General features: G+C 56.9%; 16 protein-coding genes and 1 tRNA gene. 15 read left to right on the top strand and 2 right to left on the bottom strand.

The window, feature by feature from the left end; genetic code table 11:
* The first annotated feature begins 35 nt into the window (after positions 1–35).
* A complete protein-coding gene (rnr, locus tag ACFCXQ_RS10700) occupies positions 36–2,276 on the top strand; it encodes a ribonuclease R (protein WP_379554633.1) in 2,241 nt (746 codons plus the stop codon).
* A gap of 1 nt (position 2,277) precedes the next feature.
* Here the strand turns inward: rnr and ACFCXQ_RS10705 are convergent, their stop codons facing one another.
* A complete protein-coding gene (locus ACFCXQ_RS10705; RefSeq protein WP_379550438.1) occupies positions 2,278–2,751 on the bottom strand; it encodes a universal stress protein in 474 nt (157 codons plus the stop codon).
* A gap of 133 nt (positions 2,752–2,884) precedes the next feature.
* Between ACFCXQ_RS10705 and ACFCXQ_RS10710 the strand changes: the two genes are divergently transcribed.
* The 5 genes from ACFCXQ_RS10710 to ACFCXQ_RS10730 are packed head-to-tail and all read left to right on the top strand — an operon-like array spanning position 2,885 to position 9,146.
* Positions 2,885–4,180 carry a pyruvate dehydrogenase complex dihydrolipoamide acetyltransferase gene (locus tag ACFCXQ_RS10710; RefSeq protein WP_379550440.1) on the top strand — a complete coding sequence of 432 codons (1,296 nt, stop codon included), beginning with the start codon at positions 2,885–2,887 and terminating at the stop codon, positions 4,178–4,180.
* The gene (lpdA, locus tag ACFCXQ_RS10715; protein ID WP_379550442.1) at positions 4,177–5,589 is read left to right on the top strand and encodes a dihydrolipoyl dehydrogenase; all 1,413 of its coding nucleotides are present in this window, start codon (positions 4,177–4,179) and stop codon (positions 5,587–5,589) included. The genes ACFCXQ_RS10710 and lpdA overlap by 4 nt, the downstream gene beginning before the upstream one ends.
* Positions 5,567–6,523, top strand: a complete 957-nt coding sequence (locus ACFCXQ_RS10720; protein ID WP_379550444.1) for an aminotransferase class IV — start codon at positions 5,567–5,569, stop codon at positions 6,521–6,523. The genes lpdA and ACFCXQ_RS10720 overlap by 23 nt, the downstream gene beginning before the upstream one ends.
* The gene (locus tag ACFCXQ_RS10725; RefSeq protein WP_379550446.1) at positions 6,520–7,245 is read left to right on the top strand and encodes an HAD family hydrolase; all 726 of its coding nucleotides are present in this window, start codon (positions 6,520–6,522) and stop codon (positions 7,243–7,245) included. The genes ACFCXQ_RS10720 and ACFCXQ_RS10725 overlap by 4 nt, the downstream gene beginning before the upstream one ends.
* 47 nt (positions 7,246–7,292) lie before the next feature.
* Positions 7,293–9,146, top strand: a complete 1,854-nt coding sequence (locus ACFCXQ_RS10730; RefSeq protein ID WP_379550448.1) for a cation:proton antiporter — start codon at positions 7,293–7,295, stop codon at positions 9,144–9,146.
* 58 nt (positions 9,147–9,204) lie between these two features.
* Here ACFCXQ_RS10730 and ACFCXQ_RS10735 read toward each other — a convergent pair.
* Positions 9,205–9,294: transfer RNA gene (locus ACFCXQ_RS10735), tRNA-Ser, on the bottom strand.
* A 124-nt stretch (positions 9,295–9,418) separates the two neighbouring features.
* Between ACFCXQ_RS10735 and ACFCXQ_RS10740 the strand changes: the two genes are divergently transcribed.
* From ACFCXQ_RS10740 to ACFCXQ_RS10780, 9 genes are all read left to right on the top strand, one after another.
* Positions 9,419–10,438, top strand: coding sequence for a lytic murein transglycosylase (locus ACFCXQ_RS10740; RefSeq protein WP_379550450.1), 1,020 nt, complete (start codon positions 9,419–9,421; stop codon positions 10,436–10,438).
* Positions 10,422–11,345, top strand: coding sequence for an SPOR domain-containing protein (locus ACFCXQ_RS10745; protein ID WP_379550452.1), 924 nt, complete (start codon positions 10,422–10,424; stop codon positions 11,343–11,345). The genes ACFCXQ_RS10740 and ACFCXQ_RS10745 overlap by 17 nt, the downstream gene beginning before the upstream one ends.
* 61 nt (positions 11,346–11,406) lie before the next feature.
* Positions 11,407–12,561: a D-alanyl-D-alanine carboxypeptidase family protein gene (locus tag ACFCXQ_RS10750; protein ID WP_379550454.1), complete on the top strand. Its 1,155-nt coding sequence runs from the start codon at positions 11,407–11,409 to the stop codon at positions 12,559–12,561.
* Positions 12,558–13,202 carry a dTMP kinase gene (tmk, locus tag ACFCXQ_RS10755; RefSeq protein WP_379550456.1) on the top strand — a complete coding sequence of 215 codons (645 nt, stop codon included), beginning with the start codon at positions 12,558–12,560 and terminating at the stop codon, positions 13,200–13,202. Before ACFCXQ_RS10750 ends, tmk begins: the two co-directional genes overlap by 4 nt.
* On the top strand, positions 13,199–14,149 hold the full coding sequence (locus tag ACFCXQ_RS10760; protein ID WP_379550458.1) for a DNA polymerase III subunit delta': 951 nt from the start codon (positions 13,199–13,201) through the stop codon (positions 14,147–14,149). The genes tmk and ACFCXQ_RS10760 overlap by 4 nt, the downstream gene beginning before the upstream one ends.
* Entirely contained in the window at positions 14,142–15,701 is a 1,560-nt protein-coding gene (gene metG, locus ACFCXQ_RS10765) for a methionine--tRNA ligase (RefSeq protein ID WP_379550460.1), read from the top strand. Before ACFCXQ_RS10760 ends, metG begins: the two co-directional genes overlap by 8 nt.
* The gene (locus tag ACFCXQ_RS10770) at positions 15,701–16,477 is read left to right on the top strand and encodes a TatD family hydrolase (RefSeq protein WP_379550462.1); all 777 of its coding nucleotides are present in this window, start codon (positions 15,701–15,703) and stop codon (positions 16,475–16,477) included. The genes metG and ACFCXQ_RS10770 overlap by 1 nt, the downstream gene beginning before the upstream one ends.
* The gene (locus ACFCXQ_RS10775; protein WP_379550463.1) at positions 16,474–17,241 is read left to right on the top strand and encodes an MBL fold metallo-hydrolase; all 768 of its coding nucleotides are present in this window, start codon (positions 16,474–16,476) and stop codon (positions 17,239–17,241) included. The genes ACFCXQ_RS10770 and ACFCXQ_RS10775 overlap by 4 nt, the downstream gene beginning before the upstream one ends.
* On the top strand, positions 17,238–17,405 hold the full coding sequence (locus tag ACFCXQ_RS10780) for a hypothetical protein (protein WP_379550465.1): 168 nt from the start codon (positions 17,238–17,240) through the stop codon (positions 17,403–17,405). Before ACFCXQ_RS10775 ends, ACFCXQ_RS10780 begins: the two co-directional genes overlap by 4 nt.
* Positions 17,406–17,551 lie beyond the last annotated feature (146 nt).

The following is a 17,551-nucleotide window of genomic DNA, read 5'->3' on the forward strand; positions in this document are numbered from 1 at the left end:
AGCCAAAAGGCAAACGTCCCAAACATAAGCCGGGTATGCCGAGCAAAGATCAGATCTTGGAGTTTATCCAAGGCTCTGATCGGCTGGTCGGCAAACGCGAGATCGCCAAGGCATTTGGCCTGAAGAGCCAAGAGAAGATCACCCTCAAGCGTATCCTCAAGGATATGGCCGAGGAGGGGATGATTGACGGCAAGAAAACGGCCTATCACCGGATGGGCGGCGTGCCGAAAGTCACAGTGCTGCGCGTGGTTGAGATTGAGGATGGCGAGGCGATTGCTGAGCCCGAAAACTGGTCTCCCGACAGCCCAGAGAAACCACCGCGGCTGACGTTGGTCGAGAAGAAAAACCGCGCCGCGCTCAAACGCGGCGACCGCGTTCTTGCTCGCACAGAGGAAACCGGTCCGGGCTGGTTAGCCTATCCGATGAAGAAATTGCCTGCTCGCACTGACGGGCTCATGGGTGTCGTGGAAATCAATACGGCGGGCAAAGCCTGGCTCGCGCCCGTCGACAAACGCGTGCGTAATTCTTCGCCGATTTCCGATCTTGGCGAGGCGGAAGAAGGTGAACTTGTCATTGCTGAGCGCACTGGACGCAGCCCGCGTGCTGGAGTGAAAGTGGTTGAGGTAGTGGGGGACCCCCTCGCGCCCAAAAGCTTTAGCCTCATTGCGATTGCCAAACACGGCATCCCGCATGTCTTCCCAGAGGCCGCGCTCGATGATGCGAAGCTCGCGGCGGAGCTGACGCTGTCCGATGAGCACCGCGAGGATCTGCGCAGTGTGCCCATTGTCGCGATTGATCCCGCCGATGCGCGCGATCATGACGATGCCATCTGGGCCGAACCAGATGACGAGGGTGGGTATAATGCGATCGTCGCGATTGCTGATGTTAGCTATTACGTAAGGCCCGGCGGCGCGCTCGATAAAGAAGCGCGTAAGCGGGGTAACTCAGTCTATTTTCCAGACCGTGTTGTACCAATGTTGCCGGAAATCTTGAGCGCGGACGTCTGTTCCCTGAAACAGGATCAGGACCGCGCGGCCATGGCCTGTCATTTGCACATTGGACCGGATGGCAAGATCGCGAAATGGCGCTTCACTCGCGCGCTGGTTCGCTTGACGCGCAACATTGCTTATGAGGATGCGCAGGCTCAGATCGATGATGGCAGTGCGCCGAATTATCTCCAACACTTGTGGGGCGCCTGGACGCTATTGAATGCAGCGCGTGAGGCTCGTGAGCCGCTCAACCTCGAATTGCCGGAGCGGCAAGTGCGTTTGAACGAGGCAGGTCAAATCGAAGAGATTTTGGTGAAAGAGCGCCTTGATGCGCACCGCGTTGTTGAGGACTTTATGATTGCGGCCAATGTTGCGGCGGCCAAAGCGCTTGAGGCGAAAACTGCACCAACCGTCTATCGCAATCATGAGCAGCCTAGCCGCGAGAAGCTGATTTCGCTGCGTGAGTATCTTGAGACACAGGGCTTGAAGCTCGCTCTTGGTCAAGTGATCACGCCAAGCCTCTTCAACCGTATGCTCAAAGATGTCGCAGACGAGGATGAGAAGGCGCTGATCATGGAGGCTGTGTTGCGCAGCCAAATGCAAGCCTACTATGGCCCTACTAACACCGGTCACTTTGGTCTGTCGCTTGGGTCTTATGCGCATTTCACCTCACCCATTCGGCGTTATGCGGATTTGCTCGTCCACCGCGCCTTGGTCGATGCGTATAAGCTTGAGCAGCCTGCGCCGGGCACTGACAAATTGCCAAAGGCAAGCGGGCTCGCGGATCGCGATCGCACAAACCTCGGCCAAATTACCGATGCGATTAGCCAGACGGAGCGCCGCGCAATGGAGGCAGAACGTGACACTGTTGATCGCTACGTGGCTGCGTGGCTGTCAAACCGTGTTGGTGAGACGTTCCCGACACGGATTACGGGTGTTCAGGGTTTCGGTTTTTTCGCAACTATTGAGGGGCTGGGCGGTGATGGTCTGGTGCCGGTCTCGACGCTTGGCCGTGAGTACTTCCGCTTCGATGAGGCAGCTAAGGCTCTCGTGAGTGAGAGTAGCGAGACGCGCTATGCGGTCGGCGACAAGCTGGAATTAAAACTAGCCGAGTCGAACCCGCTGACCGGATCACTCAAATTTGAAGTGCCAGATAGTGAAGGTTCTTCAATCGAGCAGCGCGGCAGTCGCGATGATCGGGGAAGTAAGGGGCGCGGTAAATTTGTGAAGCCGCGCCGTGGCCGTCCAGGCAATATTCGCCATCAGGGGCGCAGACGTAAGAAATAGTCTATTCGTCCGGTTGTACTTCGCCAGCCAGCGTGTCGATGTCTTTGGCCTCTAGCGCACCGGGGATGATGTACAGCGGGCAAGACAGATTTGCTGAGTTTGCCGCGAAATGGCTGACTAACGGTCCAGGCCCCGCTTCCTTCGAGGCGCCAAGGACTAGTGCGGCAACATTTTGATGTTCGCTGAGATACTCTGCGATGATATCTTGCGCCTTGCCAGCGCGCACCGTGATCACTGGCATTTTTCCGCTTTTGGCAAGGATGTTCCCAGCCTCACTATTGGCCAAGACCTCAGCGCGTTCCTGTGCCTCTTGCTCTATTGTGGCTTGAACTCCGCCAAAGGCACTGAAGTTTTGTTGTGGGACAAGCGCTAGAATATGCACATGTCCTCCGGTCAACATTGCCCGTGCAGACGCGAAGCGCAGGGCTTTCTTTGCCTCCGCAGTTTCGTCCATTACCACCAGATATATGCGCATCTCATCCCCATTTATCCCTGCTTAAGTATCCTGTACTTTTCCTTGTCGCGCAAGAAGCTTGCCCCAGCTGCGCAAATTCGCCAGAGACCGCTCTTCAAATCAGCGCATTCCCTAAGGGAAATCAAAACAGACCATGCCCATATCAATCAAGATGCCCGCCTTATCGCCCACGATGGAGGAAGGAACACTGGCCAAATGGCTGGTGAATGTCGGTGACGAAGTAAGCGCCGGCGATATTATGGCCGAGATTGAAACCGATAAGGCGACGATGGAATTTGAGGCAGTTGATGAAGGCACAATTGTCGATATCGCTGTTCCGGAAGGTGCCGAAAATGTCGCGGTTGGCACTGTGATCGCAACGCTTGCCGAAGACGGTGAGGACGCGGAAGAGGCGAAGGCCGCAGCTGCTGGAGCGGGGAATGAGGCTGCTGCATCCGCGCCTGCCCCAAAGGCTGCTCCTTCGCCAGATGAGACACCAGCTGAGGCAGCGCCGGTTCCTGTGAGTGCGCCAGCAGCCGCGCCCGCACCAACCGCCGGAGATCGAGTCGTCGCCTCACCACTTGCAAAGCGTATTGCAGAGCAAAAGGGCCTCGATCTGTCGGGTGTAACCGGTTCAGGGCCGAATGGCCGTATCGTGAAGGCAGATGTCGAAGGAGCGCAAGCAGGTGCACCAGCGGCGAAGGCTGCCGCGGCACCAGCGCCCGCTGCAATGCCTGCGATCACGGCTGCTGACGGGGGTGCGCCGTATGAAGAGGTCAAGCTCAATAATGTGCGTAAGGTCATTGCGCGCCGCCTGACCGAGGCGAAGCAAACTATACCGCATATCTATCTGACGGTGGATGTTCAGCTCGATGCCTTGCTCAAACTGCGCAAGGAATTGAACGCATCGCTAGAGGCAGATGGCGTCAAGCTTTCGGTGAACGATCTGATCATCAAGGCGCTGGCCAGGGCGTTGCAGCGCGAGCCGCAATGTAACGTGAGCTTCCAAGGCGACGTGATGCACCAATATGCGCGCGAGGATATATCGGTGGCGGTGGCGGCGCCTTCTGGTCTGATTACACCGATCATCACAGACGCCGGGCGCAAGGGGCTGGCACAAATCAGCACAGAGATGAAAGAGCTTGCGGGCAAAGCGCGCGATGGCAAGCTGCAACCGCATGAATATCAGGGTGGAACCGCTTCATTGTCCAACCTTGGCATGTTCGGCACGAAGCAATTCGATGCTGTGATCAATCCGCCGCAGGCAATGATCCTGGCGGTTGGTGCGGGCGAACAGCGCCCAGCAGTGGTTGATGGTGCGCTACAAGTCGCCACGGTGATGAGCGTCACCGGCAGCTTCGATCACCGCGCGATTGACGGCGTGGACGGCGCGAAACTGCTGGATCAGTTCCGCAGCCTGATCGAGAATCCAATGGGGTTGGTGGTATGAGCACCTCTTACGACGTAATCGTACTCGGCTCCGGACCCGGTGGCTATGTCGCGGCGATCCGCTGCGCGCAGTTGGGGCTGAAAACGGCGATAGTCGAGCGGGAGAATTTAGGCGGCATCTGCCTAAATTGGGGCTGCATCCCAACCAAAGCGCTGCTGCGCTCGGGCGAAGTGCTGCACTATATGCAGAACGCCAAGGATTATGGCCTGAAGGTTGCGGGCGAAATCGAGGCTGATCTGGAGGCTGTGGTCAAGCGTAGCCGCGGGATTGCCAAGCAGCTTAATCAGGGCGTGACGCATCTGATGAAGAAAAACAAGATTACCGTCCATTTGGGCGAGGGCACGCTGACTGGGCCAACTGCGCTGACGGTGAAAGGTGAGAAGGGCGAAGAGAAGCTCTCTGCTAAGCACGTGATCGTCGCGACTGGCGCGCGGGCCCGCGACTTGCCCTTTGCGCCAGCAGATGGAGAGCGCATCTGGACATATCGCAAGGCAATGACGCCCACTGAAATGCCGGAGAAATTGCTGGTCATTGGCTCGGGTGCAATCGGCATCGAGTTTGCGAGCTTCTATAACGATATGGGCGCCGATGTGACGGTCGTCGAAATGCTCGACCGGGTTGTTCCAGTGGAAGATCACGAGGTGTCGGCATTCCTTGAAAAGTCACTGACCAAGCAGGGCATGACCATCATGACGGGCGCCGGGGTTGAAGACCTCAAAGCCGCGCGTTCTGGTGTCAAAGCGAAGATCAAGGACAAGTCCGGCAAGGTTGCTGAACACGATTTTACCCATGCGATCGTTGCGATTGGCATTCAGCCTAACACCGAGAATATTGGGCTGGAGAAGCTGGCGGACATGGATCGCGGGTTCATTCAGATTGACCCCTATGGCCGCACCAAGTCCAAGGGACTTTGGGCGATTGGCGATTGCACACCGGGTCCATGGCTCGCGCACAAGGCGTCTCATGAGGGCGTGACCGCCGCCGAGGCTATCGCGCAGGAATTGGGCAATAAGGACGTCCATCCGCATGCGCTGGATCGCAACAATATCCCTGGCTGTACCTATTGCCATCCGCAAGTTGCCAGCGTTGGGATGACGGAGGCCGCCGCGAAAGAAGCGGGCTACGATCTCAAGGTTGGCAATTTCCCCTTCATCGGCAATGGCAAAGCAATCGCACTGGGCGAAGCGGAAGGCTTCATCAAGACGGTGTTCGACGCAAAGACCGGCGAACTGCTCGGCGCGCATATGGTCGGTGCGGAGGTTACTGAGCTGATTCAGGGTTACACAGTGGGCAAGCAGTTGGAGACCACCGAGGCTGAGCTGATGCAAACCGTCTTCCCGCACCCGACACTCTCCGAGATGATGCATGAGAGCGTGCTCGGAGCGTATGGCCAGGCCCTCCATATTTGATCTGATGGAGGGGAGGGGCACACATTCTTACGTTCAGGATGGCCGCAACGCGTCGATCCTGATCGACATAAATGGCGAGCATTTACAGCGCGACGAGGCCAAGATTTCGGTTTTCGATAGCGGCTTCATGTTGGGTGATGGCGTGTGGGAAGGGCTAAGACTCCACGCTGGCAGGCTGGCTTTTCTGGATCGTCACCTTGATCGCCTCTATCGCGGCGCAAAGGCTATTGCGATGGATATTGGCATAGCGCGTGAAGAGCTTGAGCAGCGTCTCTATGCAGTGCTCGATGCGAACGGCATGCACGGCGACGGAGTTCATGTCCGTTTGATGGTGACACGCGGCATTCGCTCGACCCCCTATCAAGATCCGCGCGTTGTCATTTCGCCTGCAACTATTGTGATCATTCCCGAGTGGAAAACAGCGGCGCCGGAAACGGCGGAGCGGATGCTTAAGCTATTCACGGTCCATGTGCGGCGGGGCTATCCCGATGTGCAGGACCCGATGCTCAACAGCCATTCAAAGCTGAACTGTATCACGGCGTGCATCCAAGCGACTCAGGCGGGTGCGGATGAAGGACTAATGCTCGACCCGCATGGGTTTGTGGCGACCTGTAATTCGACCCACTTTTTCATAGTGCGCGATGGCGAAATCTGGACGTCGAGCGGCGATTATTGCCTCGATGGCATTACGCGCGGCGTGGTGATCGAAATTGCGCGAGAGGCAGGCATTCCTGTGTTCGAACGAAACTTTTCACTCACGCATGTCTATGGCGCTGATGAGGCATTCACCACCGGCACTTTTGCTGGCGTCGCGCCGGTGGGTGACATTGATGGGCGCGTGCTTGGCACACAACGCGGGCCCATGGTTGCACGGCTGCAAGAGCTCTATTTGAAGAAACTGGCCTTTGAGACCCAGAGGCAAACCCGGCCGTGACTATTCACATTGCGATGTGGTCGGGCCCCCGAAACCTCTCGACGGCAATGATGCGCAGTTTCTCAAGCCGCGCAGATTGCTACGTCAGCGATGAACCATTTTACGGTGCCTATCTCGCGCAGACTGGCGATGATCAACCGATGGCGGAGGAGGTGATTGCAAGCATGGATTGCGACTGGCAATCAGTGGCGAAAGCGCTTGGCGGGCCCGCGCCGGGGGGCAAGGCGGTCTGGTACCAGAAGCATATGTGCCATCATATGGAAGGGCCGATCTCAATCGCCGACTTCCCCGATATGCGACACGCGTTTCTTATCCGCGATCCACGCCGAGTTGCTGCGAGCTATGCGGCGAAACGCGCGGTGATCAGGGCCGAACATCTCGGCACAGCCCGCCAGCGCGCGTATTTTGACAGCATCCGTGAGCAGACTGGGGCCGTGCCTCCTGTGATTGATAGCGCAGATGTGCTTGCCGATCCTGCAGGCATGCTGGGGAAATTATGTGCGGCCTTGGATATACCGTGGGATCCCGCGATGCTCTCATGGCAGGCGGGAGCGCATCCGCAGGACGGGGTCTGGGGATCGCATTGGTACGACCGGGTGAACGCGTCGACTGGCTTTGGCTCGCCGCCCAGTGAAATGCCGGAACTGGATGACGCCTACGCTGCGATTGCAGAAAGCTGCATGGCCGATTACCACGCGATGCAAGAGCATAGCATCGCGTAAAATCCTCCGGGTGGAGGCGCGCGCGGCAGTTCAAAGAAAGCGCGTTAATGACTGACTTCCTTTTGATTGCGTTTGTTATACTGGTGGCCGGGGTTGTCGCGGTTCCACTTGCCTCACGGCTCGGCCTCGGCTCAGTTCTCGGATATTTGCTTGCGGGGATGGCGCTAAGTCCCGCGCTCAATGCCCTCGGGGTCGATATCGAAGCGCTTCAGGTCTTTGCCGAATTCGGCGTCGTCATGATGCTTTTTGTGATCGGCTTGGAGATAGAACCCAAGAAACTGTGGGAGATGCGCGGTAATCTGCTTGGTCTTGGCGGCGGACAAGTTCTGCTCACCACGCTCGGTTTGGCGGGAATCGCGATGCTCGCAGGTAATCCTTGGCAAACATCGCTGGCAATCGGGCTGGTGCTCGCGCTGTCATCCACGGCGATCATCATACAGAGCTTGTCCGAGAAGGGCCTGCTCAAGAGTGAAGGAGGGCAATCGAGCTTCTCTGTGCTGCTGTTTCAAGATGTCGCGGTGATCCCGATTCTAGCTGTGTTGCCATTGCTCGCGATGCCGGAGCTTGTCGGCTTGGGAGCCAAAGCAGATGGAGCTCATGGCCACGGTGGTTTCACCATCACCGAAGGCATGCCCGCTTGGCTTGCTGGCCTTGTTACGGTTGGCGCAGTTGGCGCAGTCTTTGTAATCGGCAACTACCTCACCCGGCCGATTTTCCGCTTCATCGCGGCCGCGAACTTACGCGAACTGTTCACGGCCACTGCGCTGGCGTTCGTGATTGGTATTGCGATCCTCATGTCGTTGGTAGGCTTGTCACCTGCTTTGGGGACCTTCCTTGCTGGTGTCGTGCTCGCCAATAGTGAGTATCGACACGAGCTGGAGTCGACGATTGATCCGTTCAAAGGACTGCTGCTTGGCCTGTTTTTTATCACGGTCGGCGCTGGGATCGACTTCGCGCTTGCTTACGAACAGGCGGGCGAGGTTATCTTCTGGGCTTCAGTTGTGATAATAACCAAGATTGCAGTGTTGCTACTCATTGCGCGGCTCGCGAAAATCGGGCCTCCCGCAAAGTGGTTGTTTTCGCTGTCACTCGCGCAAGCGGGTGAGTTCGGCTTCGTACTCATCGCTTTTGCGGTGGCGAATGCCGTCTTCGATGAGCCGCTGGCAGATTTACTACTCTTGGTCGTCGCGCTGACGATGCTCATCACACCGTTGCTGTTCATTCTCTATGACAAGGTGTTTGCAGGCAAAGGCGGCGAGCAAGCGCTTGAGGCGGATAAGATCGATGAGGACAATCCGGTCATCATTGCCGGGAGAGGGCGCGTTGGAGGCATCGTCGATCGCATGCTTCAGATCGCGGGGTATCAGACCACGGTCATTGATTACGATTCGAGTCAGTTGGAGATTGTTCGCAAATTCGGCTTCCGCACGTATTTTGGTGACGCGACGCGACCAGATTTGCTGCACGCAGCGGGCATTGAGAATGCGAAACTGCTCGTGGTCGCGCTGGATGAGCGCGAGCAGATCGACAAGCTGGTGAAATATGCGGCGGCTAACTTCCCGAACCTACATGTGACCGCAAGGGCGATTGACCGCAATCACGTCTATGACCTTTGGTCTTATGGCTGCCGTGACATCATTCGAGAAACATATGATAGCAGTCTGCGGATTGGCAGGTCTGCGTTCGAGGCGCTCGGTATGGATCGTCAGCAAGCACAGGCAGCCAGTGATGCGTTTGAGGCGAATGATCGTGCCTATATGCCGGAAGTCGCAGAACTTTACGAAGTGGGCGTGCCGTTCCATGAAAACGAGCCGCTGATTGCAAAAATAAAAGAGCTCCGCGGCAAGTGGGATCCGATCCTGCGCGAGCAGATGAAGGATATCCTTGAGCGAGGGCGCTAGAGGCGAGCTGCAGACAGCGGTCGCCTCAAGTAGCGTAGCGGCAGGCATAAAAAGGAAGTGGCGGACAGTCAGGGATTCGAACCCTGGAAGGGCTTGCACCCTTGCCGGTTTTCAAGACCGGTGCATTCGACCACTCTGCCAACTGTCCGCTGGGAAAGCCCGCTAGCCAATCATTAGCGGCTTGTCACGCCCTCATCGCATAAGGACACTCTTTTGTGGGCAATTTGTCGATTGTCACTTGCAGTTCAGGCGCGCCCTGCGACACATGGGCAATGCGTTTACTAACACATCTCAAGCCTTTGCTGGCCGCCGCTCTTGCCGTTGTGGCAGTTCCCGCCGCTGCGCAAGATCAGCCCTTTGCTGATTATGTCGAGCATCTGAAATCACGCGCACTCGCTGAGGGGGTTAGCCCCTCTACCGTCGCGCGTATGACCATTGGCCTTGAGCCGAACGACCGAGTGATCAGGCTTGACCGGGCGCAACCCGGCAGACCGACACGCACAGGCTATCCGCCGCTTGCTCCCTATATCGCGCGTCATGTTGATAGCGCGCGGATCAATGGCGGCCGGCGCGAATATCAAAATGCGAGAAGCATAATTCGCGCGGTCGAGGCGGAATATGGTGTTCCCGGTGAAATTCTTGTCGCAATTTGGGGTCATGAGACTGCCTATGGCCGGGTCAAAGGTAGCTTCGACTTATCTCAAGCGCTTGCAACTTTGGCCTGGGAGGGCCGCCGCCGCGAGCTCTTCGAAGGTGAGTTTATAGCGCTCATGAAAGTGGCAGATCGCGGCTATTCTCGCTCGCAATTGAAGGGCAGTTGGGCTGGAGCGTTCGGGAATCCGCAATTTTTGCCGAGCGTTTATTTGCGTTTGGCAACGGATGGCGATGGCGATGGTCGCGCGGATATTATGAATAACCGCGCGGACACGCTGGCCTCCATTGCGGCCTATTTTCGCGATTCGGGCTGGCGCAAAGGGCAGCCATGGGGCGTCAGGGCTTCGCTCCCACAAGGCTTTGATGTTGCACAATATAAAACGAAATTGCGCGCACCCACATGCGCGCGCGTTCATGAGCGTCATAGCCAATATAAGACCGTTGCCGAGTGGCGCGAATTGGGCGTTCGTGCTCAAAGAGTTATCGCCGATGACACGCTCGTTTCGCTGTTTCAGCCCGACGGTCCGGGCACTCGTAGCTGGATGTTAACTACAAATTATCGGGTTATCCTCGAATATAACTGCTCGAACTATTACGCGATGAGTGTGGGATTGCTTGCAGATGAGGTTGCTCGGTGAAGCCGGAACGACAGTTATAGCCCTGGGGCTGAGCTTTGCCGTGGCCGCATGTGCTCCGGTCGAGCGCGGGTTCAATTTGAGCAAAGCGCGCGATGCGGCGGCGCCTCTTGATGCCTCTGCAATAGCGGCGAATGATGAGCGTTTCACAATTGATGGCATTACCTATTCTACCCAAGACATCGCTGATTATGATGAGGTGGGGTATGCTACGCTCGCGGGGGAAGGCGAGGGTGCTGTAGGTGATGTAGCAAAGATTGCTCACCGGACACTTCCCATTGGGACCACCGTCAAGATTACGGCATTGGATAGCGGCTTGCGTCTGCATGCTCGCGTTCAGGCGCGCGGGCCGATGGTCAATTCCAGGTTAATTGCGGTCTCATCGGAAACCATGTCCCAGTTGAATATTTCAGAGGGCGGTGCAGTGCGCGTAGAGCGCGTTGCAGCCGATGCTACCAGGGACGATATGGCGGTGCGGCCTGCTGTGCTGGATATCTTAAGGCGCAGCCTACCCGCAGTCGGTTCTTCCTCGCTACGGAACGAAGAGAACCCCAGAGTGGCTCAGGCGCTCAAGCGGGTCGAGAGTGCGCATGCTGACGATATCAGTGTCACCGCTGCATCGAGACTGGCACATAGGCATCCACGTATCAATAATGGTCGCGCATCATCGAATACAGGCTATGCCGGCGACAACGCTGAGCAAGCGACGGCGATTGTGAGAACGGGAGCGTTCTCATCGAAAGTGACCGCCGAAAAAGTCGCACGAGATCTTGGCGCTGAGGTCAGAGCATATGGCCGCAATTGGCGCGTGGTGAGCGGTCCTCTTGCAAACGGTGGACAGGCTGAAGCTACGCTCGCCAAGGTTCGCGGCGCGGGTTATAGAGACGCTCAGATTTATACCGTGCAATAAGGTGGGTCGGTCGCTCCCGGTCCCGGGGGTGCAATTGCCTGCCAAGTTCTTAAGACTGATTGTGTTGGTTTTCAGCGCTGCATATGCAAGCGCGGTCCTGCCCGCTGCAAGTGCGCGCGAAGCGCCGCAATTTGACGTACCAGAAGAGGACGTGGCGCCCATTGCTCTTATGGTCGAAATGAACACGGGTCAGGTGCTTTTTTCACGTGAGGCAGATCGGCGTTTTATCCCGGCCTCCATGACAAAGGTGATGACCGCTTTTCTCGCTTTTGAGAAACTTGAAGATCAATCACTGAACCTCACCGATCAGGCGAGCGTTTCTCCGGAGGCGTTTGAACAGTGGTCGCGTGTCGGTTCAACCATGTTCTTGCCGGCTGATGGAGCGCCGACGGTCGCCGAACTTCTATTGGGAGTGACCACAATCTCGGCCAATGATGGGGCAATCGTGCTTGCTGAGCATGGGGCAGGCTCCGTGGAAGCGTGGGTTGCTCAAATGAACAAAAAGGCGACTGAGCTCGGTATGGAGAACAGCTGGTTCGGGACGCCCAATGGCTGGATGGATGGCGGCAAGACATTCACGACGGCGAATGATCTGTCCAAACTTGCGACTGCACTGATAACGCGCCACCCCGCGAAGTATGAGCAGTTTTTTGGGCAAAGAACTTTCCGATATAACGGGATAGCTCAGCGGAATTATGACCCAATCACCGGCTTTATTCCGGGCGCAGACGGCATAAAGACTGGGTATACCGATCAGGCAGGCAATGGCTTTCTTGGTAGCGCGATACGTGATGGTAGACGGCTGATCATGGTTGTTGGAGGTAGTCCCTCAACGAGGAGCCGGGCCGATGTGGCACGAGAGTTCATCGAATGGGGTTTCGCGCAATTTGCCAGTAGGCCGATTTTCTCAGTTGGCGAGCAAATTGGCACAGCTCGTGTGCAGGGCGGGGCGCAGGGCCGTGTCGCGCTGGTCGCCAATCAGGCGGTTACGCTTGCTCTCCCGGCAGAGTCCGAAAACACTCCAGAAATATCTCTTAAGATCCGCTATGAGGGCCCGGTAAGAGCGCCGATCGCCAGCGGTGATGAGCTTGCTGACCTAGTGGTTATGCTTGATGGTGAGCAGGTGAGTACGGTGCCGCTTGTCGCCCAGTCAGATGTGCGCGAAGCCAATGTTTTCGAACGTATTGTTAACGCCGTGATGGGGTGGTTCGCATGACGCAAAGGGTAGGGCGCTTCATCACCCTGGAAGGCGGGGAGGGGGCTGGTAAATCGACCCAGGCCCGCTTGCTCGCCGAGCGTTTGAATGCATCCGGCATTGAGACCGTGCTGACTCGCGAGCCCGGCGGTACGCCCGGCGCTGAGGCGATCCGGGCTTTGCTACTTGATCCGCCGGGGGAAGGTTGGGGCGCAAGAGCGGAAGCGTTGCTGTTTGCTGCGGCCCGCGCCGACCATGTTGCGCGGCTTATCAGGCCGACGATTGAGCGTGGTGGATGGGTTATTTGCGATCGCTTTCTTGATTCAAGCCGCGCGTATCAGGGCGGCGCTGGCGGGATTGATGACGCCTTGGTTTGCTCGCTTCACGATGCGGGGAGCGAGGGGCTGCTCCCTGACCTTACGATGGTGTTTGAGGTTTCGAACAATGTGCGCAGCGCGAGGCTGGCCGAGCGCGATGGCGACGAATCGGACGCGATTGGGGGCCGCGATGCGGCATATCATGCTGCGGTGAACCGCGCTTTCCTTAAATTCGCTGAGCAGGAGCCGGAGCGCTTCAGCGTGATCGATGGCAATGCGGACCCGGACGCTGTGCATGCCCGGGTCTGGGACGCTGTAACCGGACTCGGCGGGGCGCCGCTATGAGCCTGATCGGTCATGATCACGCATGGCAAGCCTGGCGTAGCGCTGCACAAGGCGGGCGCATGCATCACGCTTGGCTTCTGGCGGGACAAAGCGGGATTGGAAAGGCGCAATTCGCTTTTGCCGCCGCGCATGAACTGGTGCGGGGCGAGGTGGGCTCGCCGCACCCAGACATCGTGCATTTGGCCCGCGCTCCCAAGGATAAGAAGGAGGCCGACAAGAAAGAGGCTGGTAAGCCATTCGAGACTGCGCGCAATATCAAGGTCGATCAAATTCGCTCAATGCAGCGGGTTTTGACCACGCGGCCGACCATGGGCGACAAGCGTGTGATTATTGTCGATCCGGCTGATGATATGGAACGCAGCGCCTCGAATGCTCTGCTCAAAAGCTTGGAGGAGCCGCCGATTGGCACATATTTTGTGTTGGTGAGCCACAGTCCAGCTAAGCTGTTGCCGACCATCCGTTCGCGGTGCCGGACGCTGCGTTTTCCCGATTTGAGCACCGTTGAAATGCAGACCGTACTGTCAACGCTTGCGCCTGAGGCGAACGGTGATGAGTTAGACGCCGCAATTCTCGCAGGGGCTGGTTCGCCTGGGGCGGCGCTTCGCTTTCTAGAGTTTGGCCTTGATGAAATTGCAAGGCTTATGAATGACATAGCCGAAGAAGGTGACGCAGGTTTTGTACTTCGCGGGCAGCTGGCGGCGCGTGTCGGAGGGCGTCCATCGCGCGAGCATTTACGCGCTGTCCTTGATTTGGCGCGCTCAATCGTCGCAGGCAACATAACTCAGGCGGAACCTGCGGCGCAGTTGGCGCGGATTGCAGCACATGAAGAATTGGTGAGGCTAACCGGTGAAATGGCGACCTATAATTACGATCCCGGGCTGCTGATCATGGAAATCGGCACCTTGCTTGCGCGCGTCGGCCAAGCTAGCGAGCGCGCCAATGTCTGAACCTTTTTATATCACCACCGCGATTAATTATCCCAATGGACGGCCGCATATCGGCCATGCCTATGAGGCGATTGCCGCTGACGTTATTGCGCGGTTCCAACGCCTATCTGGGCGAACGGTCCGCTTTCAAACCGGCACGGATGAGCACGGGCTTAAAATGGCCCGTAAAGCCGAGGAGCAGGGGCGCACACCGCGCGATTTGGCGGATGAAATGTCCGGCTATTTCAGGCAGATGGATGACGCTTTGAATATCAGCTTTGACCGGTTTATCCGCACGGTCGAAGAGGATCATCACAAGGCCAGTCAAGCCATTTGGCAAGCGATGGAGGCCAAAGGCGATCTCTACCTCGACCGATACGAAGGTTGGTACTCCGTTCGCGACGAGGCCTATTACGACGAAAGCGAGTTGACCCAGGGCGAGGGGGACGAAAAACTGTCCCCGCAAGGCACGCCGGTTGAGTGGACGATCGAAGAGAGTTGGTTTTTCCGCCTGTCGAAGTATCAGGATCAGCTTACCGACTTGATCAATACGCCCGGTTTTCTGGAACCGGAAAGCCGCCGAAATGAGATGCTCGCATTCCTCGAGGGCGGTCTTCGCGATTTGTCAGTCAGTCGGACCAGCTTTGACTGGGGTGTGAAAGTTCCGGGCAGCGAGAAGCACGTCATGTATGTCTGGGTTGACGCGCTGACGAACTATCTCACCGGGCTGGGGTACCCCGATGATACTGCCGAAATGCGTGAGTTCTGGCCTGCCAGCCTGCATCTGATCGGCAAAGACATTGTGCGTTTCCACACGATTTACTGGCCAGCGTTTTTGATGAGCGCAGACCTGCCATTGCCTAAGAAGGTGTTTGGTCACGGCTTTATCCTGAACCGAGGGCAGAAGGAATCTAAGTCGCTCGGCAACGTCACCGATCCACTCGAGCTTGCCGAGACCTTTGGTGTCGATAATCTACGCTATTTCCTGATGCGGGAAGTCGCCTTCGGGCAGGACGGTAGCTATTCCGCAGAGGCAATTGTCACGCGCTGTAACGCAGAGCTGGCGAACAGCTTTGGCAACCTTGCGCAGCGCAGTTTATCCATGATCTACAAGAACATGGACGGCAGGCTTGAGGCGTTTACTCCGCATTCGGACGATGAGGCACTGCTGAGCAAGGTGCGCGCCGCATGCCGCGAACATTTGCCGCGCGAATTTGAGGCGCTTGCCTTCTCGCAGGGTATTGAGGCGTGGATGCAGGCTGTTTGGGCGTGCAATCAATATGTCGATGAGCAGGCCCCTTGGGCACTGAAGAAGACCGATCCGGAGCGGATGAAGGCGGTGCTTCAGACGATCTTTATGGCGGTTCGCGATCTTGCTCTTGCGATACAACCGGTTGTGCCTGAAAAGGCTGGGGCGGTGCTGGATATGCTGGGCGTGGCTGAGGACGCTCGCGACTACGCCGTATTGAGCGATGACACTTGGTTTGATGCGTTGGTCGCGGCAGGACATGTGATCGACAAGCCAAACCCGGTGTTTCCTAGGCTCGAACTGCCCGAAGTGGAGGGCGCATAATGCTGGTGGATAGCCACTGTCACCTCGAATATGATGGATTGGTCGAGGATCAACCAAACGTCTTGAGCCGCGCACGCGAGGCCGGCGTGCAGGCCTTTCTCAACATTTCCACGAAGCAAGCCGAGTGGGATCAGGTGGTGGGCACCGCTGCTCGCGAGCCAGATGTTTTCGCCAGCGTGGGCATCCATCCGCATCATGCCGATGATCATCAGGATTTGAGCGAGGCTACGCTCCGCGCAGCAACGCAGCCTGATCGGGTTATTGCGATTGGTGAAACCGGGCTCGACTACTTCTACGAACATTCAGACAGAGATGCGCAGAAGCGCCTGTTTCGCAGACATATTGCGGTCGCGCGCAGTGAACAATTACCGCTCATTATTCACACGCGCGATGCCGAGGATGATACGATTGCAATCCTCGCTGACGAGATGGAGAAGGGCGTGTTTCCAGCGCTGATCCATTGCTTTACCGCATCGGCGGAGTTTGGCGAGAAGGTGCTCGAATTAGGCTTAAGTATTTCGCTGTCAGGCATTGTCACCTTCAAGAACGCTAAGGCTTTGCAAGAGGTTGCCAAGACTGTTCCAGCGGATCGTTTGCTTGTCGAAACGGACAGTCCATTCCTCGCGCCAGTCCCGCATCGCGGAAAAGTCTGCGAGCCAGGCTTTGTCCGCAACACCGCTGAATTTATCGCAGAGTTACGCGGTGAGAGCGTTGAAGAGCTGGCGGAGACAACCACGCACAACTTCTACCAATTGTTCAGCAAGGCCGCTGCATGAAGGTGATTATGCTTGGCTCAGGCACGTCGACCGGCGTTCCTCGTGTTGGCAATGACTGGGGCGATTGTGACCCCAGCGAACCGCGCAATCGCCGCAGCCGCGTGTCTGCTTGTATTGAGAACAATGCGGGTCAGCGCGTGTTGATCGACACATCGACTGACTTGCGGCGGCAGTTACTCGACAATGATATTGGCAGCGTTGATGCGGTGTTGTGGACGCATGATCACGCGGATCATTGTCACGGTATCGATGACTTGCGCGTAATGCGCTACGGGAGGAGCAATGCACTACCGGGCTTCGCGAGCCGTCAGACTGTGGCGAACCTTAAGCGGCGGTTTGACTATGTTTTTGAGGGTCAGCACGGTTACCCGACGCTGATTGAGCTGCGGTCCATCGAGGATGTTCGGCTTGTTGCGGGCTTTTCACTCGAATGGGTCGAAATGCCGCATGGGCCTACCACAAGCACCGGATTTCGCTTGGAAGCCGATGATAAGAGTATTGTCTATGCAACTGATTTCAGCGCAATAACAAACGCGATGGTCAGATGTTTCTCTGGCGTTGATGTGCTCGTGTGTGATTGCTTGCGCCGCGATCCACATCCGACGCATGCCCATCTTGAGATGGCGATCGAATTGAAGCGCAGGACTAAAGCAAAGAAGCTGGTTTTGACGCATCTCGATAAGAGTATGGATTATCGTACCTTATGCGCAGAAGTTCCCAAAGGTGTGACAGTCGGCTATGATAGCTTGGAGGTGACAGCATGAGCGAATATAGCATCGTATCGGTAATCTCGATGGTCGGGTTTTTGATCCTGGCAGTGAGCGCGCTTGGTTCGCATCAACTGTCCATGAAGAAGGGCGTGACAATGGCGCTAGGGTGGATGGCGATCTTCGCGATTGTGGTCCTGTTCATCAGTTTGGTCGAGTAGAGCGTTGGCGCCACCGGGATGGGTCGGGGTTTTAATTTAACATAATATATATTATCGTTCTAAACTTGAAGTGTTTGCGCCACACCCAATCGCCCCCTCTCTGTTATATCAAGCACCGTCAGATGTGAATTGACAGCCCCGCTTGA

The organism is Qipengyuania rhodophyticola, assembly GCF_042493225.1.
Lineage (GTDB): Bacteria > Pseudomonadota > Alphaproteobacteria > Sphingomonadales > Sphingomonadaceae > Erythrobacter.